We start from the raw sequence: 23,799 nt of genomic DNA, 5'->3' as shown, positions 1-23,799 counted from the left end.
GCATGAAACTGCTCGAGGAGGGGAGCCCGGCCGCCGCGGCGGCCATCCTGGAGCACGCCGCCCAGGCCGAGCCCGGCTCGCGCAGCATCCGCGAGGCGCTCGCCAGGGCCCAGTTCAACTCCCGCCGGTACGACGAGGCCGCCGGCAGCTTCCGCTGGATCGTCGACGCCAACCCGACGGAGGACTACGCCTACTTCGGTCTCGGCATGGCGCTGTGGCGCAGCGGCGACATCGAGGCGGCGCAGGAGCCGCTCGCGATGGCGGTCGCGATGCGGCCTCTGCGGCACTACGTCTCGGCGCTCAAGCAGGTCCGGGCGACGCTGCGGGCGAGGCGGGCGTGACGATGAACACCTCTTCCCCCACGTCCCGCACGTCCGGCGTGCTCGTGGACGACTACGACACGCTCCTGCTCGATCTCGACGGCGTCGTCTATCTCGGCAGGCACGCGGTCCCCGGTGCGCCGGAGGCCTTGCGCGAGGCCCAGGACCTCGGCGTACGGCTCGCGTACGTGACGAACAACGCGTCGCGCACGCCCGGCGCGATCGCGCAGCACCTGAGTCATCTGGGCGCTCCCGCCACCGCGGAAGACGTCGTGACGTCCGCGCAGGCGGCCGCCCGGCTGGTGGCGGAGCACGTGCCGGCGGGCGCGGCCGTCCTGGTGGTCGGCGGAATGGGACTGCGGATGGCGCTGCGTGAGCATGGGCTGCGCCCGGTGACGACGGCCCTCGACGAGCCCGCCGCCGTGGTGCAGGGCTTCGCCGACAACCTGTCCTACGGGTTGCTGGCGGAGGGAGCGCTCGCCGTCGGCCGTGGCGCCTGGTTCGTCGCGGCCAACAGGGACACCACCATGCCCACGGATCGGGGCAAGCTTCCCGGCAACGGCTCGCTGAGCCGCGTGATCGCCACCGCCACCGGCGTCGAACCCGCCGTGGCGGGCAAGCCGGAGCCGCCGCTGCACCGCGAGTCCATGATCCGGACCCGGGCACAGCGGCCACTCGTGGTGGGCGACCGGCTCGACACCGACATCGAGGGCGCGAACCGGGCCGGTGTCGACAGCCTGCTCGTGCTCACCGGCGTCGCCGGTCCTCTCGACGTGCTCACCGCCGCGCCCCACCACCGTCCGACGCACATCGCCGCCGACCTGTCGGGGCTGCACCGGCCCGCGGCCGGCGTGCGGCGCGGGACGACCGGGTGGACCTGCGGCGGCTGGGCGGCCGCGTGGGAGGACGGGAGGCTCGCGCTCACGGGGGAGGGCGACTCCGTCGACGGCCTGCGGGCGGCGTGCGCCGCCACCTGGGAGGCGGTGGGCGACGGCCAGGCGGACGAGGACGCCGTGAAGGCGGCGCTGACGGCACTCGGCCGGTGACCCCGGAAGCCCCGCCCGAGACCGCTGAGCGGGCAAAGACCGCGTTCCGGATGGCGCCGCCGGGTTCGGCTCGGGCGATGCCGGTCCGCGAAGAGCGGGCCCGGGAAGAGCGGGCCCGCGAGAAGCGCGGCCTGGGAAGGGAGCGCCGGAGGCGTCAGAGGAGCTTGCGGAGACGGAGGAGGTCGTTGAGGCTGGCGTCGATCTTGACACGGCCGCCGAGCAGCGCACGGCCCATGTCGAGCTCGCCGTTCACCATGGAGATCAGGTCCTCGCTCTTCAGCGTGAGCTTGACCTCGGCGGGCCTGCCGTCCTCCGGCGGCACCTCCTTGAACGGGTCGAGGCCGTTCCGGTGGAGGCGGCCGAAGAAGGTCACGCCGAGGTCGGAGATGCGGCAGGCGAGCCTGCGTTCGACGACGTGTTTGGCCCGGTCCTCCGCGCTTATGCCGTCGAACTGCTCGACGAGCTTGTCCAGCGCCGCCCGGCACTCCTCGACGGTCGCCATGCGCCTGCCTTTCTCCTCACGGACCGTGTTCTCCCGCGGGCCGCGTGCCGGCCACGGGTCGCTGATGCGATTCCTCCTACCACCGACAGTAGGCCCTTCACCGGCCACCCGCGCGGAATCGAGGCCGAGTCGCCGGTCGGCGGCACCGCGAAGTCTCCGAGGGACGGCGGGATGGGACGCGATCGTCGGCCGGGTCCGATAGCGTCGGGACGACCGGCAGCCGCAGGCGGCGGTGACGGGCAGCCGATCGGAGCAGGAAGGGACCATGACGGACAGCGATATCGCGCCGGGGGAGCCACCCGCCTCGGGCACCGACGGCGTGCGGGCCGCGTTGTCGCCGCTCGGGGAGCTGGCGCAGACGCCGGTGTCCGGGCACGTGGGCGTCTTCGAACGGGTTCTCACCGGCCTTGAGACGGTGCTCGCGTCCGTCGAGGACTCAGGCGGAGGAGAATCCGGCAGAGCGGACTCCCGCGTGGGGGCCCTGGGTGGGCAGCCGGCCGAGGCCGGGACGCCGCCGGAGAACCACCGGTGAGGGCGATCCAGGCGCCGGCGTCCGGCGGTGGCCGGAAGCCCGCCGTGTGTTCGAGCGCCATGCGTCTGCCCGCCATGCGTCTGCCCGCCATGCGTCTGCCCGCCGTACGGCGGGGCGCCGTGCCGGGGCGGGCCGGGTGAAGCGCGTCCGGCTGGACAGCGAGCTCGTGCGCCGCGGGCTCGCCCGGTCCCGCGAGCAGGCGGCGCAGCTCATCGACGCGGGCCGGGTGAGCGTGAGCGGACGTGTCGCGGGCAAGGCGGCCACCCAGGTGGACACCGCCGCGCCCATCGTCGTGGCGGAGACGCCGGAGGGCCCGGACTACGTGTCCAGAGGGGCGCACAAGCTGCTCGGCGCGCTGCGCGCCTTCGCGGGCCTGAGCGCCGAGGGGCGCCGCTGCCTCGACGCCGGCGCCTCGACCGGTGGGTTCACCGACGTGCTGCTCCGGCACGGCGCCGCGCACGTCCTCGCGGTCGACGTGGGGTACGGCCAGCTCGCCTGGTCGTTGCGCACCGACCCGAGGGTGACGGTGATGGAGCGGGTGAACGTCCGTGATCTGACCCCGGAGATGGTCGGCGAGCCCCCGACGCTGGTCGTCGGAGACCTGTCCTTCATCTCCCTGCGCCTGGTCCTGCCCGCGCTGGCGGCCTGCGCGGCCGCGGTGGCGGACTTCGCGATGCTGGTCAAACCCCAGTTCGAGGTGGGCAAGGACCGCGTGGGCGCGGGCGGGGTCGTACGCGACCCGGCTCTGCGGGCCGAGGCGGTGCGGGACGTCGCGGTCGCCGCCCGGTCGCTGGGCCTGACCGTCAAGGGAGTGACGGCGAGCCCGCTGCCCGGGCCGTCGGGCAACGTGGAATACCTGCTGTGGCTGGGGAAGGGACCGGGACACGACCCGGTCCCCGACCTCGACGCGGCCATCGGCACGGCGGTCGCGGAGGGCCCCCAGTGAGCGCGGGCGGCGAGAGCGGGCGCGGGCCGGAGAGCGGGCGCGGGCGGCGAGGCGTGGAGACGACGAGCACGGTGAGCGGCACGGTCAGCGGTACGGGGGGCACAGGAGGCACGGGAGACGTGATGGACGACCGGGCGGACGCCAAGAGGACCGTCCTGGTCACGGCGCACACGGGCCGGGAGGCGGCGGTGCGCAGCGCCCGGCTGGTCATGGAACGGCTGATCGCGGCGGGTGTCAACGTCCGGGTGCTGGACGACGAGGCCGAGGAGCTCGGCTGCGCCCTGGCCGAGGTGGTCCCCGAGAACGGGGCCGCGTCGCAGGAGGCCGAGCTGCTCATCGTCCTGGGCGGTGACGGCACCCTGCTGCGGGCCGCGGAACTGGCGCGCCCGGCCGGGGTGCCGCTGCTGGGGGTGAACCTCGGCCACGTGGGCTTCCTCGCGGAGGCCGAGATGGAGGACCTCGCGTCCGTGGTTGACCGGGTGGCGGAGGGGCGCTACGAAGTCGAGGAACGCATGACGATCGAGGTCGTCGTGCGCCTGAACGGCTCGGTGCTCGCGCGGACCTGGGCGCTCAACGAGGCGTCGGTGGAGAAGAAGGACCGCATGCTGGAGGTCGTGGCGGAGATCGACGGCCGGCCGCTGTCCCGATGGGGCTGCGACGGCGTGATCTGCGCGACACCCACGGGGTCGACGGCGTACGCGTTCTCGGCGGGCGGGCCGGTCGTCTGGCCCGAGGTGGAGGCGTTGCTGCTGGTGCCCAACAGCGCCCACGCGCTGTTCGCCCGGCCGATGGTGGTGTCTCCGAGATCCACGCTGGCGGTGGAGATCCTGCCCGACACCAGCGCCGGAGTGCTGTGGTGCGACGGCCGCCGCCGCTTCGACGTGCCGCCCGGCGCCCGGGTCGAGGTCCGCAGGGCCGACGTGCCCGTACGGCTCGCCCGGCTGCTCGGCGTGGAGACCACCGGCGCGCCCTTCACCGACCGCCTGGTCGCGAAGTTCGACCTGCCCGTTCAGGGCTGGCGCGGCCGGGTGCGCTCCGGCTGACCAAGGCCGGCCGACCAAGACCGGCTGATTAAGGCCGGTTGACCAAGGCCGGTTGACCAAGGCCGGTTGACCAAGGCCGGTTGACCAAGGCCGGCTGAACCAAGGCCGGCACAACCAAGACCGGCTGACCGCGGAACGGGTGACCATGGAACGGCCGGCCGCGGAACGGCTGACCACAGATCGGCGACGGAGTCGCGGCGGTTGACGGTGATTTGCCCGTTGACCAGCGGTTCCTTGTCCACAGATTCTCGTTCGGTTCGCGGTCCCGACTCGCCGTCCTCGAAAATCTTGACGAGTTACGCGTAGGATCTCTGGCGGGTTCGGTCGGCATTACGGGAGGGACCAGTGCGGCCACGGGTCGAGGAGGTCCGCATCCAGGGGCTCGGCGTGATCGACGAGGCCGTTCTGGAGCTGTCACCCGGATTCACCGTCGTCACGGGTGAGACGGGCGCGGGCAAGACGATGGTCGTGACCGGTCTCGGCCTGCTGTTCGGAGGGCGGGCCGACCCCGCCAGGGTGCGCCCGGGCGCCGACAAGGCGCTCATCGAGGGCACCCTCGTGATCGAGGCCGAGGGGCGGGTGGCCCAGCAGGTCGGCGACGTCGGCGGCGAGGTCGAGGACGGGCAGCTCATCATCTCCCGGTCGGTCTCGGCCGAGGGCCGCTCCCGCGCCTGGCTCGGCGGCCGTGCCGTACCGGTCGGGACCCTGACCTACATCGCCGACGACCTCGTGGCCGTGCACGGGCAGATGGACCAGCAGCGGCTGCTGCAACCGGGCAGGCAGCGCGCGGCGCTCGACCGTTACGCCGGAGACGAGCTGGTCAAGCCGCTGCGCGCCTACGAGCAGGCGTACAAGCGGCACAAGCAGGTGGGCGACCTGCTCCACGAGCTGACCGCGAAGGCCAGGGAGCGGGCGCAGGAGGCCGACGTGCTGCGGTTCGGCCTGGAGGAGATCGAGAAGGCCGAGCCGAGGCAGGGGGAGGACGTCGAGCTCAAGGAGGAGGCCGAGCGGCTCTCCCACGCCGACGCGCTGCGCACCGCCGCGACGACCGCCCACGCGGCGCTGCTCGGCGACCCCATGACGACCGCGCAGGACGTGCAGGACGCCGTGTCGCTGCTCGGCCACGCGAGGACGGCCGTGGAGTCCGTGCGCGACTTCGACCCCGCGCTCGCCGGGCTGAGCGAACGGCTGGCCGAGGCCGGTTATCTGGTCTCCGACGTGGCGACCGAGCTGGCGGCGTACGCCGAGTCGGTCGAGGCCGACCCGGCACGGCTCGCCGCGGTGCAGGAGCGCAGAGCCACGCTGAACGGTCTCATGCGCAAGTACGGCGAGGACGTCTCCGCCGTGCTCGCCTGGGCGCAGCGGGCCGCTGAGCGGCTGACGGAGCTCGACGGCGACGACGACCGCATCGAGGAGCTGACCCGGGAGCACGGGGAGCTCGGCGGGCGGCTCGCAGAGCTGGCCGGGGAGCTGACCGCCATCCGGACCGCCGCGGCTGAGCGTTTCGGCGAGGCGGTCACCAAGGAGCTGACGGCTCTCGCCATGCCGCACGCGCGGGTGAGCGTCGCCATCACCGCCGCCGGCGAGTTCGGGCCGCACGGCGTCGACGAGGTCGAGCTCCGGCTGGCCTCCCATCCCGGCGCGCCACCGCTGCCGCTGACCAAGGGGGCCTCGGGCGGTGAGCTGAGCCGGGTGATGCTGGCGATCGAGGTGGTCTTCGCGGGAGCCGACCCCGTCCCGACGTTCGTCTTCGACGAGGTCGACGCGGGCGTGGGCGGCAAGGCGGCCGTGGAGATCGGCAGGCGGCTGGCCAAGCTGGCCCGCACCGCCCAGGTGATCGTGGTCACCCACCTCCCGCAGGTCGCGGCGTTCGCCGACCAGCACCTCGTGGTCGAGAAGGCGAGCGACGGCCGGGTGGTCCGCAGCGGCGTGGTGGCGCTCGACCGGGAGGGCCGCGAGCGGGAGCTGTCACGGATGCTGGCCGGCCTGGAGGACTCCGAGCTCGGGCGGGCGCACGCGGCGGAACTGCTGTCCATCGCCGCCGCCGACAAGGGCGCCTGGGAGAAGGAGGCGTCGAAGGCGGCCCGGGGCTCCGGCCGGCGGGCCGCCACCGGCTGACCTGGCATCCGTATGCGCTGACCTGGCCGTTCCCGTACACTCGGCGGGGCGCGCCGGGGGGTGGCGTTTGGGTCAGGGCGCGCCGGGAAGCAGTCAAGCCCCGGGGCACGAGGGGGCGGAGGAACGGGGGACGGACGTCGTCACGAGACAGGTGCGCGGGCCAGGACGCCCCCGGTTCCGCACCTCGGCAACATCCCTGACTTGCGGTGACAATTCAGACGAGCCTTGGGGTGTGGAAGCGTGGCGGTCTCCGCCTCTGGCAGGATGGTCATGATGAAGGTCCCGAGCTTGAGCGTTCCGGGCCTCCGCCGCAGGAAGGTCGAGGGCCTTCCCGGGGTGTCGGCAGTGGCGAGAATCGACAGACGGACGAAGAGGCTGACCAAGCGCCTCCAGCCCGGTGAAATCGCGATTATCGATCACGTCGACATCGACCGGGTCAGCGGGGAGGCTCTCGTCGCGTGCGGCGTGGCCGCCGTGGTGAACGCGGCCGCCAGTATCAGCGGCCGCTATCCCAACCTCGGGCCGCAGATCCTGATCGACGCGGGCGTTCCGCTGATCGACAACGCGTCGCCCGAGTTGTTCGAGCGGATCGCCGACGGCGACGTGATCCGCGTCCACGATGGCATGGTCTACCTCGGCGACGAACTGGTCGGCAAGGGGGAGCCGCAGACCGCCGAGAGCGTCGAAGCAGCGATGATCGAGGCCCGGGCGGGCCTCGCCGTCCAGATCGAGGCGTTCGCCGCGAACACGATGGAGTACGTCCGGCGCGAGCGCGACCTGCTCATCGACGGGGTCGGCGTCCCGGACATCCGCACGTCCCTGGAGAACCGTCACGCCCTCATCGTGGTCCGCGGTTACCACTACAAGGAGGACATCGCGACGCTCCGGCCGTACATCCGCGAGTACCGGCCCGTGCTCATCGGCGTGGACGGAGGCGCGGACGCCCTGCTGGAGGCGGGCTACATCCCCGACATCATCGTCGGCGACTTCGACTCGGTCTCGGAGAAGGCGCTGCGCTGCGGCGCCGAGCTGGTCGTCCACGCCTACCGGGACGGCCGGGCGCCGGGGCTGGAGCGGGTGCACCGGCTGGGCCAGGAGGCGGTCGTGTTCCCCGCGACCGGGACCAGCGAGGACATCGCGATGCTCCTGGCCGACGACAAGGGCGCCACGCTGATCGTCGCGGTCGGCACGCACTGGACGCTCGACGAGTTCCTCGACAAGGGCAGGTCGGGCGCGGCGAGCACCTTCCTGACCCGGCTGCGGGTGGGCAGCAAGCTCGTGGACGCCAAGGGCGTGAGCCGGCTCTACCGCAGCCGGATCTCGACCCCCTCCCTGCTGCTTCTCGTGGCCACCACACTGGTCACGATCGGTGTGGTGATCTCGGTTTCGCCGATCGGCCAGGTGTGGCTGAACGGCCTGCGCGTGGCCTGGAACGGCTTCATCTTCTGGTTGGTCGGACTCTTCTCGTGATCGATTTCCGTTATCACCTCGTCTCCATCGTGGCGATCTTCCTCGCGCTCACGGTCGGAATCGTGCTGGGCAGCACCGTGCTGGAGCCCATGTTCTTCAAGTCGGCCGAGGAGATGACCGCGTCCCTGCGGAAGGCCAACGAGAGCAACCTGGCCCAGATCTCGCAGCTGCAGAGCCGCGAGGAGGGCTCGGACTCGCTGATCACCGCGCACCTGACCGACCTCGTACGCGGCCAGCTTCTCGGGGAGCACGTCCTGCTCGTCGAGGCGCCGGGCGCGCCGGCCGCGATGCGCGACGCGGTCGAGAAGCTCGTGACCGGCGCGGGCGGCGTCTACAGCGGCAGGATCAGCCTCACCGAGAAGTTCATCGAGGCGGACCAGGCGAGTCTCGTCGACGGGCTGGCGGCCACCCTCGCCCCGCCCGGCACGACGTTCCCCGACGGCGCCTCGCCGTACGACAAGGCCGCCGCGATACTCGCGAGCGCGGTCGTGACCAACGACCGCGGGCAGGCGGGCCGGACCAACGCGGCGGCCGCCGGAGTCCTGGAGGCGTTCCAGTCCGGCGACTTCCTCACGGTGAGCGGCAAACCCGAGGAGCGGGCGACGATGGCCATCGTGCTCGCGCCGGCCCAGCCGTACGACGGGGAGGACGCCGAGCGGGAGACGAACGCCGTCGTCTCGGTCGCGGCCGGTCTCGACAGCGGCGCTCTCGGCACCGTCCTCGCGGGCACCGCCAACGCCTCCGCCGCGGGCGGGGTCATCGAGGCCCTGCACGACACGGGAGGCGTGGCCTCCGCCGTCTCGACCGTCGACACTCTCGATTTCGCCGCGGGCCGGGTCGTGGTGGTCTACGCTCTGCGGGAGCAACTGACCGGCCGCTCGGGCGCGTACGGGATCGGCAGCGGGGCCACGGCGTTCGAGCCTTCGGTGACGCCGCCCAGCCAGAGCCCGACCCCCACCCCGGCGGGCAGCCGGGGCTGAACCGCCGCCCGCGCGCCGTCCGTACGCCGGGCGGGCGAGGACGAAGCCCGACCGGCCGGCACGACTTGAGTACGAAGCAAGCGGCACGACCAGCACGACCCAGTACGCAGAGAAGGGGAACAGCCGTGGCCATACGTCCCCAGGCCGGCACCCGCGCCGCCGCGGCGGCGGGCGCCGCCGTCGGTGCGGTGCTCGGCGCCGTCGCGGCCCGCGCGGCCTTCGCCGCCTTCCGGCGCAGGCCGCCCATCGGCGACGAGAAGACCGCCGACGAGTACTGGACGCGGGTCAACCACCGGGGAGAGCCGGTCACGCTGCTGGAGGGCCCGGCGTTCGCGGCCGGCGCCGTCGCCGCGGCCGCTCTCGCCCCCGGCCTGTCCATGCGGGCCCGGGCGGCGGCGGTGCTGGCCGGGGCGGGCAGCGGGGTCCTCGGCGCCTACGACGACCTGTTCGGCACGAACTCGTCCAAGGGCTTCAAGGGACACCTGACCGCCCTCGCGCGGGGCGAGGTGACCAGCGGCGCCGTCAAGATCCTCGGGATCGGCGCCACCGGCCTCGCCGCGGCCGCGCTCGCCCCGTCCCACGGAGGCGTCCCGGCACGCTCCAGGCGCGGAGCCCTGGGATGGTCCGCCGACACGCTCGTCGACGGGGCGCTGATCGCGGGCAGCGCCAACCTGGCGAACCTGTTCGACCTGCGGCCCGGCCGCGCCGTCAAGGTGGGGCTCCTCGCCGGGGTCCCGCTGCTGGCCGCGTCGATCGCCGCGCCGTACGGCCCGCGCTCCCGGCAGGCCGCCGCGCTGACCGCGGTGCCGCTCGGCGCGGCGGTGGCGCTGCTGCCGGAGGACCTGGGCGAGCGGGCGATGCTCGGCGACGCCGGGGCGAACGCGCTCGGCGCGCTGCTCGGGCTCGCCGCCACGGCCCGGCTGAACCGGCCCGCGCGCCTGGCCGCCCTCGCCGCCGTCGCCGGGCTCACCGCCGCGTCCGAGAAGATCAGCTTCACCAAGGTCATCGCGGGCAACCCGGTGCTCAACCGCCTGGACATGCTCGGCCGCCGCGCTCCGCAGCCCGCTCCCGGCACGCCGAGGCCGCTCGGGTGACCTGGAGCTCCACCCATCGGCCAGGCTGGCGACGTACGGCGACCGAGCCGTGAGCAGACGGCTCGGAGCGGGGATCGCGGGGGCCGCGATCCTCATCGGGGTCATCACGGTCCTGGCACGGGTGACGGGGTTCGCCAAGCAACTGGCCTTCGCGCGCACGGTCGGCACGAACTGCCTGGCCAGCGCGTACTACACGGCCAACAACGTGCCCAACATCATCTTCGAGGTCGTCGTGGGCGGCGCGCTCGCGGGCATGGTGGTGCCCGCGCTCGCCGGAGCGGCGGCCCGCGCCGCCGGCGACGGCACTGTGGCCAGCACTGTGGCCAGCCCTGTGGGCAGCCCGGCAGGCGGCCCGGCCACCACGGCCGAAGCCACGGCGATCGGCAGGGCGGGCGGCGGAGCGACTGTCACGACGACCGGCACGGCGACCGGCAGGACGACCACAAGGGGCCCGGACCGGGCCAGCGACGAGGCCGGGTGGATCGCCTCGGCGCTGATGTCCTGGGTGCTGGTGCTGCTCGTGCCCCTGGGCGTGCTTACGGCGCTGGTCGCCGGGCCGGTGGCGGGGCTGCTCGCCCGGGTGCAGGGGTGCGACGCCGGTCAGGTCGCCGCCGTCGCCGCGCGCATGCTCGTCGTCTTCGCCCCGCAGATCCCGCTGTACGGCATGGCCGTCGTCCTGTACGGGGTGTTGCAGGCGCATCGCCGCTTCTCGGGCCCGGCGCTGGCGCCGCTGGTGTCGAGCGTGGTGGTGATCATCGCCTACCTGGCCTTCGGGCCGCTCAGCGGCGGCCACCGGGAGCCCGCCACCGTGCCCCGCCCGGCCGAGATCGCGCTGTCGGCGGGAACGACGCTCGGCGTGCTCGCCCTCGTCCTCACCGTGGTGTGGCCCACCTGGCGGCTCGGCCTGCGATGGCGGCCCACCCTCCGCTTCCCCGAGGGCGTCGCCGCGCAGGTGCGGCGGCTGGCCCTCGCCGGGCTGAGCGCGCTGGTCGCCCAGCAGGTCGCCGCGCTGATCGTGATCCCGCTGGCCAACCGGATCGGCGGGGGCGCCCTGCCCGCGTACAACTACGCCTGGGCCGTCTACCAGGTGCCGTACGCCGTGCTCGCGGTGCCCATCGCGACCAGCGCGTTCCCCGCGCTCGCCGCCCGGGCCCACGGCGAGGGCTTCGCGGCGCTGTCCGCGCGCACGACCCGGGCGGTCGTGCTGGTCTGCGGACTCGCGGCCGGCGCGCTCGCCGCGGTCGCCGAGCCGGTCGCGCACGTGTTCCTCGCCCGCGCCGACGCCGCCGTCGGCGCGGCGGAGTTCGCCCGGGGCATCGCGCTGTTCGCGCCCGGCCTGATCGGGTACGGGCTGACGGCCCATCTGAGCAGGGTCCTGTACGCCACGGGACAGGGCAGGGCGGCCGCCCGGGGGACGGTCGCCGGATGGCTGCTCGTGGCCGCGGCCCAGGTGGCGCTGGTCTTCCTGCTGCCACGGGGCTGGGGGCTGGGGGCGCTGGCGCTCGGCCAGGCGGCGGGCATCACGGTGGGCGCCGCGCTGCTGCTCGCCTCGGTCGTGCGGGCCCGCGGCCCGGAGGCCGTACGCGGAGTCGCCCGGGCCGGTCTCGCCGCCCTGCTGGGCGGGGGCGCGGGCTTCCTCGCCGGAGCGGCGGCCGCCCGGCTTCCCCTGGGCGACGGCGGGCCGTGGGGTGGCCTGCTGACGGCGGTTCCGGCGGGCCTCGCGGCGGTGGCCGCGGGGGTCGCCGTCGCCGCGCTCGTGGACCGCGCCGACGTGACCGCCGCCCTGTCGGCGGTGCGCCGGCGCGGGACGGACCGCAACCAAGACGCTCACCAGGACGCTCACCCGAGCGCCCACCCGGACGCCCATCAGGGGGAGGACACGACGTGAGCCGCATCGTTCTCGTGCTGGGATCGAGCGCCGGCGGTGTGGCCCGGCACGTGCGGATGCTCGCCGGGGGCCTGGTCGCGCGGGGGCACCGGGTGCTGGTGGCGGGGCCGCTCGACACCGAGAAGGCCTTCGGCTTCACCGGAGCCGGAGCGGACTTCGCCGAGGTCCGGATCTCCGACCGGCCACACCCCGCCCGCGACCCGCGGACCGTCGTCCGCCTGCGCGGGCTGACGCGCGGCGCGGACGTCGTGCACGCCCACGGCCTGCGGGCCGGCGCGCTGTCCGCGCTCGCCCTGACCGGATCGCGGGGCTGGCCCCGCCTGGTGGTCACCCTGCACAACGCCGTCACGGCGGGCGGCGCGATCGGAGGGGTCTACCGGGTCCTCGAACGGATCGTCGCCCGCCGGGCCCACCGCGTCCTCGTGGTGTCACCCGACATCGGCGAGCGTATGCGGGCCGGGGGAGCCGCGCGGGTGGACCCCGCGGTGGTGCCCGCGCCGCCGCTCGCCGAGCCCGGCCGGACTCCCGGGGAGGTGCGGGCCGAGATCGCCGCCCGCCTGCCGACCGGCGTGGCCGACCCGGCGCTGCGGCCGATCCTGCTCACCGTCGCCCGGCTGGCCCAGCAGAAGGGCCTGGAGACGCTGCTCGACGCGGCGGCCGGGCCGTACAAGGGCGACCCGGTCTTCGTCATCGCGGGCGACGGGCCGCTGCGCGAGGAACTCCAGGCGCGGGTGGACGCCGAGGAACTGCCCGTCGTCCTCTACGGCTGGGCCGAGACGGCCGACCTGCTCCAGGTCGCGACGGCGGTGATCGTGCCCAGCCGGTGGGAGGGCCAGCCGCTCAGCGTGCAGGAGGCGCTGCGGGCAGGACGGCCGGTCATCGCCACCCGCGTCGGCGGGGTGCCGGAGATGGTGGGCGACGCCGCTCTCCTGGTGCCCCCGCAGGACGCTGGTGCGCTGAGCCGGGAGATCGGCCGCCTGCTCGGCGATCCCGCCCTGGCCGCCCGCCTCGCGCAGGCGTCCGTACGGCGGGGACGGGAACTGCCCGACGAGGACGCGGCGCTCCGGTCGGTCCTCACGGCCTACGGGCTGCCGCCGGCGGAGTAGCCGGCCCGTCCGGCCGACCTCCGCGGCCTGGGGTGGCGCCGGGGTGAGACCTCCCTGGCCCGGCAGCCAGGGGAGACCGGCCCGGACGTGAGGAGGGCGTCCCCCGCCGACCACGGCGATGCGGACAAGGATTAGGCGCGGCCAAGGCTGATTCATATACTGGACCGGTTGGGGGGGAGTATCCCTTCGCGGCGGTTCCGTCATCACGGTGTATGCACCCGGGGCCGTCGGTCCGCTGAGCGCGTGCGGGCGGGAGAGACCTCCGGCAGTGTGTTCAGCGCGCGTGCCGGAGGTTGATGTGGTACATGCTCCTTGGTGGTTGTGGGCCCTGGTCATCATGGGTCTGCTCGTCGTGATCGCCGTCGACCTGTGGATCGTCGACCGTGGTGAACCCCGCGAGTTCTCGATGCGCCAGGCCGGGATCTGGGTGGGCTTCTACGTATCCCTGGCGGTGCTGTTCGGCATCGGCCTGACGGTGTGGGCCGGCGCAGGCACCGGAGGTGAGTTCTTCGCGGGCTATCTGACGGAATACAGCCTCAGCGTGGACAACCTGTTCATCTTCTACGTGATCATGACGCGGTTCGGGGTGCCCCGTATCTACCAGCACAAGGTGCTGCTGGTCGGCATCGTCCTCGCGCTCGTGATGCGCGGGATCTTCATCGCCGTCGGCGCCGCCGCCCTCGACCGGTTCGGCTGGCTGCTCTACGCGTTCGGGGCCTTCCTCATCTACACCGCGTACACGCTGCTCAGGGATCACAACAAGGACGACGAGGAGTTCAACGAGAACATCCTGCTGCGCTGGGCGCGCCGGGTGTTCCCCACGACCTCCGACTACGTCGGCTCCCGGGTGACGGTGCGGGTGGACGGCAGGCGCATGGTGACGCCCATGCTGATCGTGATGATCGCCATCGGCACCACGGACCTGTTGTTCGCCCTCGACTCGATTCCGGCGATCTTCGGCCTCACGAAGGCGGCCTTCATCGTCTTCTCCGCGAACGCGTTCGCCCTGATGGGACTGCGTCAGCTCTACTTCCTGCTCGGCGGGCTGCTCCAGCGGCTGGTCTACATCAGCTATGGTTTGGCGTTCATCCTCGGTTTCATCGGGGTTAAGCTGATTCTTGAAGCGCTCCATGAGAACGAGGTCTCCTGGGCTCCGCAGATCCCCATCTGGGTGTCCCTGGCGGTCATCTGCGTGACGATGGCCGTGACCACTCTCGCCAGTCTGGTCAAGGCCCGTCGCGATGAGAAAGCGGTACCTCCGGCGGCAGGCTCCCCGGCGGAGGCCTCCCAGGCCGAGGCCCCCCAGGGCTAGCGAAACGGGTACATAACCCTGTTTGCTTGTTCTCGTTGTGCCGCATATTGACCGCCGGATCGGTAATATCGATCGTTAGCTCGCACGCCGGTTCATAGTCGCCTGGAAGAGTACAAAGGTCACCTGTGTCCAACGAATCGTTGCCCCGCGGCCCTGTATCCGAGCCCGCGGACAGTCCCCGCGGCCGGGTCCGGCTCGCCCGCGGGGTGTCCCCGTGGCTTGCTCCGACCGCCGCGGCGGCGGCCGTCACCGCCGTTCTCACCCGCAGGTCGCCCCGCTGGGCGCTGGCGGCGGCTCCACTGGCCGCGCTCACCGGCGGAATGCTGTGGTTCTTCCGCGACCCCGAGCGCGCGCCGGGCGAGGGGCGGCTCATCTCGCCCGCCGACGGCGTCGTGCAGAGCATCGATCCCTGGCCCGACGGCCGTACCCGGGTCGCGATCTTCATGAGCCCGCTGAACGTCCACGTCAACCGGGCGCCCGCGGCCGGCACGATCACCTCGGTCGAGCACGTGCCCGGCGGGTTCGTGCCCGCGTTCAACAAGGACAGCGACAAGAACGAGCGCGTCGTCTGGCACTTCGACACCGCTCTGGGCGACATCGAGATGGTGCAGATCGCCGGCGCAGTCGCCCGCCGCATCGTGCCGTACCTGTTCGCGGGCGCGAAGGTCGTCCAGGGCGAGCGGGTGGGGCTGATCCGTTTCGGCTCCCGGGTGGACCTCTACCTGCCCGAGGGCATCGCGCCGGCGGTCACCGTCGGCACCCGAACCGTCGCGGGGGTGACTCGCATTGACAACGTCTGATCTCGGGTCCGGATTCGGCGCCGGAGCCGCGTGGCCGGTGGAGGAGGTGGACGACGAGCCGCGCGGGCCCGTCGGCAAGGCCTTCCGCCTGTCCGCCGCCGACTCCCTGTCGCTGGGCAACGCGCTCAGCGGCTTCCTGGCCGTCTGCGTGCTCGCCTGGTCGGCGATCAGCAGCCTGCAGGCCAACGTGAAGTTCGCCCCCGACCCCCGCTTCTTCGGCACGGCCGTCGTGCTGCTGCTCGTCGGCGCGACCTGCGACCTGTTCGACGGCCTGGTGGCCCGGAAGTTCCGCGCGTCCGCGATGGGCGCCGAACTGGACAACCTCGCCGACGTGATCAGCTTCGGCTTCGCGCCCGCCTTCATGGTGATGATCTGGGCCGGTTTCTCCGGGAAGCTCCCGCTGTGGCTGGTGCTGGTCGCGGCCGGGTCGATCCTGCTCGCCGGCGTCGTACGGCTGGCCCGCTTCGCCTGCGTGAAGACCAAGAGCGGCGACTTCATGGGCCTGCCCATCCCCATGGGCGCCATGACCGTGGTGTCGATCGTGCTGCTCTTCCAGCCCAACTACCTCACGATCGCGGGCATCATGGCGGTGGCCTGGCTCATGGTCAGCCGCATCGAGTATCCCAAGCCGAAGGGCAACCTGGCCGCCGTCGTGCTGGCCTGGATGCTGATCAACGTGGCCTGCCTGACGATCTGGGCCGCCCAGCTCGCCGGGGGCGACCAGCTCATCAGGGTCGGCGCGACCATGCAGATCGCGATCGTGTCCGCCATCCCGCTTCGCGTCCTCATGTTCAAACACAAGCGGCGCAGGGAACGACGCTCGGTGAACGCGGGCTGACGTCGTCGCACGAACAGGGGCCCCGGTCGGCTGGGGCCCTTTCATCCGGGCCCGGCCAATCACGTGGATACAACGCCTATTCCATTGGAGCCCGGTCGCCATGCCTCGTGAGCACACCCGCACGTACTTCCTCGGCAAGCTGGCCAGGGAGCTGGAACTGCGCGGGCTGGAGGCGTCCCTGCGCCCCGATCCGCCGTCGTTGAAGGTCAGGGACCCCGACGCGGCGCTGTTCTCCGAGACTGTGGACTGCGTCGCCATGCCGGACGGCTGGTTCTACCGCTGGTCGTGGGGCGACGTGGTGGAGAGCGCGGAGGAGCCCTCCCTCGCGGCCGACCGCATCGTGAAGGTGTTCACCACCGGCGAGCCGAGGCCGCACCCGGCCCTGGGCGACGCCTGAGAACCGCCGATCAGAACGGGATCCACTCCGTAGCGGTGGTGACCTCGTTGAGGACGTCCGGGATGGGCTCCACGCCCAGGCCCGCGCCGGCCGGCACGTCGAGGTGCCCGCCGCTCAGCTCGAACGGCGGGGTGACGTCGGTGCCGAAGTAGCGGCGGGACGCGGAGGTGTCCCCGGGCAGGGTGAACCCCGGCAGCGCCGCCAGCGCCACGTTGGCCGCCCGGCCGATCCCGGTCTCCAGCATCCCCCCGCACCAGACCGCGACGCCGTGGGCGCGGCACAGGTCGTGGATGCGCCGCGCCTCCAGGTATCCGCCCACCCGGCCCGGCTTGACGTTGACCACCGAGCACGCGCCGAGGGTGATCGCCGCCGCCGCGTGGGCCGCCGACTCGATGGACTCGTCCAGGCAGATCGGCGTACGGAGGGTGCGGGCGAGCCGGGCGTGCTGCACGAGGTCGTCGTCGGCGAGCGGCTGCTCTATCAGCAGCAGGTCGAAGGCGTCCAGCCGGGCGAGGTGGCGGGCGTCCGCCAGTGTGTAGGCCGCGTTGGCGTCAACCTGGAGCAGCAGGCCCTCCCCGAACCGCTCCCTGACCGCGCGGACCGGCGTCACGTCCCAGCCCGGCCCGATCTTCAGCTTGACCCGTACGTATCCCTCCTCGACGTACGCCGCGACGGTGTCGAGGAGTTCGGCGACCGACCCGGTGATCCCGACCGAGACTCCGCAGGGGACCCGGTCACGGGTGGCGCCGAGGTAGTGGCCGAAGGACTCGCCGGTGATCCGCAGCGAGGCGTCGAGCACGGCCGCCTCCAGCGCCGCCTTGGCCATGCGGTGCCCCCGGATCGGCGCGAGGGCCGGGCCGACGGCCTGCGGGTCCGCCGTGCGGGGCAGCGCCGGGATCAGGAAGCGCCGCATCACGTCGGCCGCGCCGTCCACGTACTCGGAGGAGTACAGCGGCTCGGACATCGCCACGCACTCGCCCCAGCCCTCGGCGTCCGGGGTCACGACCCGGACCAGCAGGACGTCGCGGGTGGTCTCGGTGCCGAACGAGGTGCGGAACGGCGCGACGAGCGGCATCGAGATCCGGCGCAGCTCGATTCCGGTGATCTGCATGTGGGCCCGGCTCCAAGGGATGGACGGTGTGCGCCGACCACTATACGGACGCGCCGGAGAGGGCTCAGACGACCAGGCCGAGCAGGAGCACGCAGCAGAACGCCACCACGGAGATGATCGTCTCCATGATCGACCAGGTGCGTATCGTCTGGCCGACGGACATGCCCAGGTACTCCTTGACCAGCCAGAAGCCGGCGTCGTTGACGTGGGAGAAGAACAGCGACCCCGCGCCGATGGCGAGCACGAGCAGCGCGACGTGCGCGGGGGAGAGCCCGGCGGCGAGCGGGGCGGCGATCCCGGCCGCGGAGATGGTCGCGACAGTGGCCGATCCGGTGGCCAGCCGGATGCCGACGGCGATCAGCCAGCCGAGCACCAGCACGGGCACGTTCGCGCCCTGCGCGGCCTCGCCGATGACCTTGCCCACCCCGGAGTCGACCAGGGTCTGCTTGAACCCGCCGCCGGCGCCGACGATGAGCAGGATCCCGGCGATCGGCGGGAGCGAGTCGGCGATCGTCGAGGAGACGCCGCCGCGGCCGAGGCCCGCCGGGCGGCCGAGCGTGAACATCGCCACGATCACCGCGATCAGCAGGGCGATCAGCGGGGTGCCGAGGACCTCCAGCGCGGTGCGCACGGCGTCGCCCTTCGGCAGGACGATCTCCGCGACGGCCCGGCCGAGCATCAGCACGACCGGCAGCAGGATCGTGGCCACCGTGACGCCGAAGGACGGCCTGCCGCGCTCCCCGTCCCCGGGCCCGGGGGTCTGCTCGCGTTCGAGGCGCTCGGGCGGCGCGGGCTCCACCCATCGGGCGGCGAACCGGGCGAACAGCGGACCGGCCACGATCACGGTCGGGATCGCGACCAGCAGCCCCAGCCCGAGCGTGAGCCCGAGGTCGGCCTTGAGCGTGTCGATCGCGACCAGCGGCCCGGGATGCGGAGGCACCAGGCCGTGCAGCACGGACAGCCCGGCCAGCGCGGGAACCGCGATCAGCAGCAGCGGGCGCGAGCTTCGCCGGGCCACCAGCAGGATCACCGGGATCAGCAGGACCAGCCCGATCTCGAAGAACATGGGCAGCCCGATGAGCACCGCGATCAGCGTCATCGCCCAGGGCAGGGCGCGGTCGCCGGTGCGGCGGAGGATCCCGTCGACGATCTCGTCGGCCCCGCCCGAGTCGGCCAGCAGCTTGCCCAGCATGGCTCCGAGCGCGATCAGCACGCCGACCCCGGCCACGGTGGAGCCGAGACCCGCGGAGAAGCTGTCGATCAGCTTCTGCGGCGCCATGCCCGCCACCAGCCCCAGCGTCCCGGAACCGATCGCGAGGGCGAGGAACGGATGCGCGCGGAGCTTCGTGATCAGCAGCACGATGACCGCGATGCCGGCCAGGGCGGCGAGGATCAGGCGGGTGTCGTGGCCGGTCCACGCGGCCGCGCCCGGCAGGGTCGCCTCGACAGGGGTGGACGCGAGGCTGGTTATCGGGGAAGTCATCGGGGGCTCCTCAGACGGTCCGTGCGGTCACCGCTGCCCCGCAGGAGCCCCCCGAATCATCACCAGCCGCGGGCCCGCCACTCGGGCAGGTGCGGCCGCTCGGCGCCGAGCGTGGTGTCGCGGCCGTGACCGGGGTAGACCCACGTCTCGTCCGGCAGGCGGTCGAAGACCCGTTCCACCACGTCCGTGAACAGCTGCTCGAACCGCGCCGGGTCCTTCTGGGTGTTGCCGACGCCGCCCGGGAAGAGGGAGTCGCCGGTGAACAGGTGGCGGTCCTGGTAGAGCAGCGCGATCGAGCCGGGCGTGTGGCCGCGCAGGTGGATGACGTCCAGCGTCACCACCCCGACCGTCACCCGGTCGCCGTGCCCGACCTCCAGGGTGGTCTCCACCGGCAGTTCGGGGGCGTCGAGCGGGTGGGCGACGGTCTGCGCGCCGGTGGCACGGGCGACCTCCTCCAGCGCACCCCAGTGGTCGGGGTGCCGGTGGGTGGTCACGATGGAGCTGATCGGCATGTCGCCGATCAGGCCGAGCAGCCGGTCCGGTTCGGCCGCCGCGTCGATCAGCAGCCCGTCGCCCGTGTCCGTGCAGCGCAGCAGGTACGCGTTGTTGCCGAAGTCGCCGACCTCGATCTTGGAGATGGTCAGTCCGGGGACCTCCCGCACGTCGGCGGCCCCGCCCTTGGTGACGTTTCCCGTGTAGCTCATCGTCGCTCCCTTCTATCGGGCCGGCGGCCAGGTCGCCGGCGGCTCGGCGGGTAGTCCCTCCGGGGCCGACTTCGGCCAGGGCGGCGCGGCCGGCGGGCTCCCGTCCGGGACCTGCCCCGGCAGCGCGCCGTCCTCTCCGGGGAGAGTGCCGGCCGGGGCGAGCCGCAGCCGCTCGCCGGTGGTCCTTCCCGCGAGCCAGGCGAGCAGTTCGCGGGGCGATCCCTCCACCGAGGGGCCGTCGCCGAGGTCCGTCCACACACCCGCGATCACGCCGGTCTCCGGTTCCCGCGCGACGACCACGCCCACCGGGCAGGTTCCGCCGAGCCAGCGCAGCGTGTCGTGGAGTTCCCGGCGCACGTACGTCTCGGGCCAGTCGGCCCATCCGTAGCCTGCCCCGAGGTCGGCGTGGTGCACCTCGATCTCCCTGAGCCGGCGGACGGGGACGTACCACGCGGGGTGCTCGGGCGGCGTCATGGCGGAGACCGGCGCGGCCCAGGCGGCGGCGGGCATGCCCTTGACCGCCGCGGCGAACCGCTCGGCGCTGTCCCGCAGATCGGCGACCTGCTCCCCGGCCGGGCGCGCGGCGCCCGCCTCGATGCCGGCGGCGCGCGCCGCCGCGGAGGGGTACTGCGGCGTGCGGACCCCCGTACGCGCCCAGGTGAGCAGATTGACGCAGCTGTCGGCGTTGCGGGCGACGTGGGTGAGCACGTGCCCCCGGGTCCAGCCGGGCAGCAGCGACGGCGCGCGGAGATCCTCGTCGGTGAGGCGGGCGGCGGTCGCCAGCAGGCGCTCCGTCGCGTCGGCCAGCTCTCGCTCGATTTCGTCGATGACGGACATGGAGGAAATCATGCCCCCGGCGCCTCCTGCCGTTCCGCACGGCCCGTCCGGGAAGAGCGGGGCGTCCTCGGCGGTTGTATGAGCAGGGGTTTCGCGCGGAACGCGGGCGGGGGTTTGACGAAACTCATACCCTGGTGACGGAGCGTGTCCCTGGACAGCACGCGGGACCGCCCCCTCCGGCCGCCGGACGACGTCCCCTGGAATTGTCGGTGGCTCTGGATAGCCTGCCCGTGCACCTCCATCAACTCATCGACTCATCGGGACCACCGTGGCTGACCGCCTGATCGTGCGTGGCGCACGCGAACACAACCTGAAGGACGTCTCGCTCGACCTCCCGCGAGACGCTCTGATCGTATTCACCGGGCTCTCGGGCTCCGGCAAGTCCAGCCTGGCCTTCGACACGATCTTCGCCGAGGGGCAGCGGCGGTACGTGGAGTCCCTGTCCGCCTACGCGCGGCAGTTCCTGGGCCAGATGGACAAGCCCGACGTGGACTTCATCGAGGGCCTGTCGCCGGCCGTCTCCATCGACCAGAAGTCGACCAGCCGCAACCCCCGCTCCACCGTCGGCACGATCACCGAGGTCTACGACTACCTGCGGCTGCTGTGGGCCCGCATCGGCAAGCCGCACTGTCCCCAGTGCGCCCGCCCGATCGCCCGCCAGACCCCCCAGCAGATCGTCGACCGCGTGCTCGAACTGGAGGAGGGCACCCGGTTCCAGGTGCTCGCCCCGATCGTGCGCGGGCGCAAGGGGGAGTACGCCGAGCTGTTCCGCGAGCTGCAGACCAAGGGATACGCGCGGGCCCGCGTCGACGGCACGATCGTGCGGCTGGAGGAGCCGCCGACGCTCAAGAAGTACGAGAAGCACGACATCGAGGTCATCGTCGACCGGCTCTCGGTCAAGGAGAGCGCGCGGCGCCGGCTGACCGACTCCGTCGAGACCGCGCTGCAGCTGTCCGGCGGCACGATCACCCTCGACTTCGTCGACCTCCCGGACGACGACCCCAACCGCGAGCGCTTCTACTCCGAGCACCTCTACTGCCCCTACGACGACCTGTCGTTCGAGGAGCTGGAGCCGCGGTCGTTCTCGTTCAACTCGCCGTTCGGCGCCTGCCCCGAATGCACCGGTCTCGGCACCCGCATGGAGGTCGACCCCGACCTCCTCGTGCCCGACCCCGAGCGCACGCTCGGCGACGGCGCGATCAGCCCGTGGGCGAACGGCCACACCAGCGACTACTTCGTCCGCCTGATCGAGGCGCTCGGCAACGCGCTGGGCTTCGACCTCGACACCCCGTGGGAGCGGCTGACGAAGAAGGCGCGCAAGGCGATCCTGCACGGTCACGACGAGCAGGTGCACATCCGCTACAGCAACCGGTACGGCAGGCAGCGCTCCTACTACACCGACTTCGAGGGCGTCATCCCCTGGGTGCAGCGCCGGCACGCCGAGTCGGAGAGCGACGCCAGCCGGGAGCGGTTCGAGGGCTTCATGCGCGAGGTGCCCTGCCCGGCCTGCCAGGGCCGCCGCCTCAAGCCGGTCTCGCTCGCCGTGACCGTCGGGGACACCTCCATCGCCGAGCTCTCGGCGATGTCGATCGCCGAGTGCGCGCGGTTCCTGACCGGCCTGCGCCTCTCCGAGCGTGACATGCACATCGCCGAGCGGGTGGTCAAGGAGATCAACGCGCGGCTGGGCTTCCTGCTCGACGTCGGCCTCGACTATCTGACGCTCGACCGCGCCGCCGGCACGCTGGCGGGCGGCGAGGCGCAGCGGATCCGGCTGGCCACCCAGATCGGGTCGGGCCTGGTCGGCGTGCTGTACGTGCTGGACGAGCCGTCCATCGGCCTGCACCAGCGCGACAACCAGCGCCTGCTGGAGACGCTGATCCGGCTGCGCGACATGGGCAACACGCTGATCGTGGTCGAGCACGACGAGGACACCATCGCCGCCGCCGACTGGGTGGTCGACATCGGCCCCGGCGCGGGCGAGCACGGCGGCCAGGTCGTCGTCTCCGGCACGGTGCCGGAACTGCTCGCCAGCGAGGAGTCGCTGACCGGGGCGTACCTGTCGGGCCGCAAGGCGATCACCATGCCGGAGATCCGGCGCCCGCGCGACCGCAAGCGGCAGCTCGTCGTGAAGGGCGCCCGCGAGCACAACCTGAAGGGCGTCGACGTCGAGTTCCCGCTGGGCGTGTTCACCGCGGTCACCGGCGTCTCGGGCTCGGGCAAGTCGACGCTGGTCAACGACATCCTGTACGCCGCGCTGGCCAAGGAGCTGAACGGCGCGAAGACCGTGCCAGGACGGCACTCCCGGGTGGCCGGCACCGACCTGGTCGACAAGGTCGTCCACGTCGACCAGTCGCCGATCGGCCGGACGCCGAGGTCCAACCCCGCGACGTACACCGGCGTCTTCGACCACGTGCGCAAGCTGTTCGCGGCCACGGCCGAGGCGAAGGTCCGCGGTTACCTGCAGGGCCGGTTCAGCTTCAACGTCAAGGGCGGGCGCTGCGAGGCGTGCTCCGGCGACGGCACCATCAAGATCGAGATGAACTTCCTGCCGGACGTCTACGTCCCCTGTGAGGTCTGCCACGGCGCCCGGTACAACCGGGAGACCCTGGAGGTCCACTACAAGGGCAAGACGATCTCCGAGGTCCTCGACATGCCGATCGAGGAGGCGCTGGAGTTCTTCGAGGCGATCCCCGCCATCCGCCGCCACCTGCAGACGCTGAACGACGTCGGGCTCGGGTACGTACGGCTGGGCCAGCCGGCCACGACGCTGTCCGGCGGTGAGGCGCAGCGGGTCAAGCTCGCCTCCGAACTGCAGCGGCGCTCGACCGGCCGCACCGTGTACGTGCTGGACGAGCCCACCACCGGTCTCCACTTCGAGGACATCCGGCGGCTGCTCGGGGTGCTCAACCGGCTCGTGGACGCGGGCAACACGGTCATCGTCATCGAGCACAACCTCGACGTCATCAAGACCGCCGACTGGATCGTCGACATGGGCCCCGAGGGCGGCTCCGGGGGCGGCACCGTCGTCGCCACCGGCACCCCCGAGGAGGTCGCGAAGGTCGAGGAGAGCCACACCGGCGCGTTCCTCAGGAAAATCCTGGGTGTATGAGAGTTCGTCTCATGATTCCTCCCTACTCTTTCCGCTCGGACGACGTCCCCCTGGAACGACCCGCTGAACCGGCCACGGGGTGAGGGCCGTACCTGGACACACAGGGGTGACGCGTCACGCAAGGGGAGAACCCGGGACGGACATCTGTCCCGGGCCGCGGTAC

21 protein-coding genes are annotated in these 23,799 nt (G+C 72.7%); 16 read left to right on the top strand and 5 right to left on the bottom strand.

All coding sequences use genetic code 11. The annotated features are described in order from the left end of the window. The first annotated feature begins 2 nt into the window (after positions 1 to 2). Positions 3 to 341 (top strand): tetratricopeptide repeat protein, encoded by a 339-nt coding sequence (locus tag FED44_RS16745; RefSeq protein WP_225311584.1) that lies wholly within the window; start codon positions 3 to 5, stop codon positions 339 to 341. 2 nt (positions 342 to 343) lie between these two features. Then, positions 344 to 1,366, top strand: a complete 1,023-nt coding sequence (locus tag FED44_RS16740; RefSeq protein ID WP_117410450.1) for an HAD-IIA family hydrolase — start codon at positions 344 to 346, stop codon at positions 1,364 to 1,366. Positions 1,367 to 1,520: 154 nt separating this feature from the next. On the opposite strand, the gene FED44_RS16735 is transcribed toward FED44_RS16740, so the two are convergent. Then, positions 1,521 to 1,868: an SCP2 sterol-binding domain-containing protein gene (locus FED44_RS16735; protein ID WP_138461208.1), complete on the bottom strand. Its 348-nt coding sequence runs from the start codon at positions 1,866 to 1,868 to the stop codon at positions 1,521 to 1,523. Positions 1,869 to 2,133: 265 nt separating this feature from the next. Between FED44_RS16735 and FED44_RS16730 the strand changes: the two genes are divergently transcribed. From FED44_RS16730 to FED44_RS16670, 13 genes are all read left to right on the top strand, one after another. Next, positions 2,134 to 2,400, top strand: coding sequence for a hypothetical protein (locus FED44_RS16730; protein WP_138461207.1), 267 nt, complete (start codon positions 2,134 to 2,136; stop codon positions 2,398 to 2,400). Positions 2,401 to 2,536: 136 nt separating this feature from the next. Next, positions 2,537 to 3,346, top strand: a complete 810-nt coding sequence (locus FED44_RS16725) for a TlyA family RNA methyltransferase (RefSeq protein ID WP_117410447.1) — start codon at positions 2,537 to 2,539, stop codon at positions 3,344 to 3,346. Between the two features lie 122 nt (positions 3,347 to 3,468). Next, entirely contained in the window at positions 3,469 to 4,389 is a 921-nt protein-coding gene (locus tag FED44_RS16720; RefSeq protein ID WP_117410446.1) for an NAD kinase, read from the top strand. Positions 4,390 to 4,734: 345 nt separating this feature from the next. Continuing rightward, on the top strand, positions 4,735 to 6,507 hold the full coding sequence (gene recN, locus FED44_RS16715) for a DNA repair protein RecN (protein ID WP_138461206.1): 1,773 nt from the start codon (positions 4,735 to 4,737) through the stop codon (positions 6,505 to 6,507). Between the two features lie 273 nt (positions 6,508 to 6,780). Continuing rightward, a complete protein-coding gene (steA, locus tag FED44_RS16710; RefSeq protein WP_244301995.1) occupies positions 6,781 to 7,977 on the top strand; it encodes a putative cytokinetic ring protein SteA in 1,197 nt (398 codons plus the stop codon). Next, positions 7,974 to 8,957, top strand: a complete 984-nt coding sequence (locus FED44_RS16705) for a copper transporter (RefSeq protein WP_165900947.1) — start codon at positions 7,974 to 7,976, stop codon at positions 8,955 to 8,957. Before steA ends, FED44_RS16705 begins: the two co-directional genes overlap by 4 nt. Positions 8,958 to 9,082: 125 nt before the next feature. Continuing rightward, the gene (locus FED44_RS16700) at positions 9,083 to 10,051 is read left to right on the top strand and encodes a hypothetical protein (protein ID WP_244301993.1); all 969 of its coding nucleotides are present in this window, start codon (positions 9,083 to 9,085) and stop codon (positions 10,049 to 10,051) included. Positions 10,052 to 10,100: 49 nt separating this feature from the next. Continuing rightward, a complete protein-coding gene (gene murJ, locus FED44_RS16695) occupies positions 10,101 to 11,939 on the top strand; it encodes a murein biosynthesis integral membrane protein MurJ (protein ID WP_138461204.1) in 1,839 nt (612 codons plus the stop codon). Then, the gene (locus tag FED44_RS16690; protein WP_262367384.1) at positions 11,936 to 13,045 is read left to right on the top strand and encodes a glycosyltransferase family 4 protein; all 1,110 of its coding nucleotides are present in this window, start codon (positions 11,936 to 11,938) and stop codon (positions 13,043 to 13,045) included. Before murJ ends, FED44_RS16690 begins: the two co-directional genes overlap by 4 nt. Positions 13,046 to 13,343: 298 nt before the next feature. Next, positions 13,344 to 14,357 (top strand): TerC family protein, encoded by a 1,014-nt coding sequence (locus FED44_RS16685; RefSeq protein ID WP_279633875.1) that lies wholly within the window; start codon positions 13,344 to 13,346, stop codon positions 14,355 to 14,357. 125 nt (positions 14,358 to 14,482) lie between these two features. Next, on the top strand, positions 14,483 to 15,157 hold the full coding sequence (locus FED44_RS16680) for a phosphatidylserine decarboxylase (protein ID WP_396699172.1): 675 nt from the start codon (positions 14,483 to 14,485) through the stop codon (positions 15,155 to 15,157). Then, positions 15,144 to 15,995 (top strand): CDP-diacylglycerol--serine O-phosphatidyltransferase, encoded by an 852-nt coding sequence (gene pssA, locus FED44_RS16675; RefSeq protein ID WP_111699345.1) that lies wholly within the window; start codon positions 15,144 to 15,146, stop codon positions 15,993 to 15,995. Before FED44_RS16680 ends, pssA begins: the two co-directional genes overlap by 14 nt. Positions 15,996 to 16,095: 100 nt before the next feature. Beyond that, a complete protein-coding gene (locus tag FED44_RS16670; protein ID WP_111699344.1) occupies positions 16,096 to 16,392 on the top strand; it encodes a hypothetical protein in 297 nt (98 codons plus the stop codon). 10 nt (positions 16,393 to 16,402) lie between these two features. Here the strand turns inward: FED44_RS16670 and menC are convergent, their stop codons facing one another. The 4 genes from menC to FED44_RS16650 form a co-directional block, all read right to left on the bottom strand. Further along, complete coding sequence (menC, locus tag FED44_RS16665; RefSeq protein ID WP_138461203.1) at positions 16,403 to 17,503, bottom strand: o-succinylbenzoate synthase; 1,101 nt, start codon at positions 17,501 to 17,503, stop codon at positions 16,403 to 16,405. Between the two features lie 64 nt (positions 17,504 to 17,567). Next, complete coding sequence (locus tag FED44_RS16660) at positions 17,568 to 18,986, bottom strand: GntT/GntP/DsdX family permease (protein WP_111699342.1); 1,419 nt, start codon at positions 18,984 to 18,986, stop codon at positions 17,568 to 17,570. A gap of 59 nt (positions 18,987 to 19,045) precedes the next feature. Next, the gene (locus FED44_RS16655; protein WP_111699341.1) at positions 19,046 to 19,690 is read right to left on the bottom strand and encodes an MBL fold metallo-hydrolase; all 645 of its coding nucleotides are present in this window, start codon (positions 19,688 to 19,690) and stop codon (positions 19,046 to 19,048) included. A 12-nt stretch (positions 19,691 to 19,702) separates the two neighbouring features. Beyond that, positions 19,703 to 20,527, bottom strand: coding sequence for a maleylpyruvate isomerase family mycothiol-dependent enzyme (locus FED44_RS16650; protein WP_138461202.1), 825 nt, complete (start codon positions 20,525 to 20,527; stop codon positions 19,703 to 19,705). A gap of 268 nt (positions 20,528 to 20,795) precedes the next feature. Here FED44_RS16650 and uvrA point away from each other — a divergent pair, with 268 nt between their 5' ends. Next, positions 20,796 to 23,636, top strand: a complete 2,841-nt coding sequence (gene uvrA, locus FED44_RS16645; protein WP_111699339.1) for an excinuclease ABC subunit UvrA — start codon at positions 20,796 to 20,798, stop codon at positions 23,634 to 23,636. The last annotated feature ends 163 nt before the right edge of the window (positions 23,637 to 23,799 follow it).

The organism is Microbispora triticiradicis, from assembly GCF_005864065.1.
Lineage (GTDB): Bacteria > Actinomycetota > Actinomycetes > Streptosporangiales > Streptosporangiaceae > Microbispora > Microbispora triticiradicis.
This window is presented reverse-complemented; position numbering and strand designations above follow the sequence as displayed.

Coding starts and splice junctions, on each gene's coding strand:
- FED44_RS16745 (WP_225311584.1), top strand. CDS start 3: ATGAAACTGCTCGAGGAGGGGAGCCCGGCCGCCGCGGCGGCCATCCTG.
- FED44_RS16740 (WP_117410450.1), top strand. CDS start 344: ATGAACACCTCTTCCCCCACGTCCCGCACGTCCGGCGTGCTCGTGGAC.
- FED44_RS16735 (WP_138461208.1), bottom strand. CDS start 1,868: ATGGCGACCGTCGAGGAGTGCCGGGCGGCGCTGGACAAGCTCGTCGAG.
- FED44_RS16730 (WP_138461207.1), top strand. CDS start 2,134: ATGACGGACAGCGATATCGCGCCGGGGGAGCCACCCGCCTCGGGCACC.
- FED44_RS16720 (WP_117410446.1), top strand. CDS start 3,469: ATGGACGACCGGGCGGACGCCAAGAGGACCGTCCTGGTCACGGCGCAC.
- steA (WP_244301995.1), top strand. CDS start 6,781: ATGAAGGTCCCGAGCTTGAGCGTTCCGGGCCTCCGCCGCAGGAAGGTC.
- FED44_RS16670 (WP_111699344.1), top strand. CDS start 16,096: ATGCCTCGTGAGCACACCCGCACGTACTTCCTCGGCAAGCTGGCCAGG.
- menC (WP_138461203.1), bottom strand. CDS start 17,503: ATGCAGATCACCGGAATCGAGCTGCGCCGGATCTCGATGCCGCTCGTC.
- FED44_RS16660 (WP_111699342.1), bottom strand. CDS start 18,986: ATGACTTCCCCGATAACCAGCCTCGCGTCCACCCCTGTCGAGGCGACC.
- FED44_RS16655 (WP_111699341.1), bottom strand. CDS start 19,690: ATGAGCTACACGGGAAACGTCACCAAGGGCGGGGCCGCCGACGTGCGG.
- FED44_RS16650 (WP_138461202.1), bottom strand. CDS start 20,527: ATGTCCGTCATCGACGAAATCGAGCGAGAGCTGGCCGACGCGACGGAG.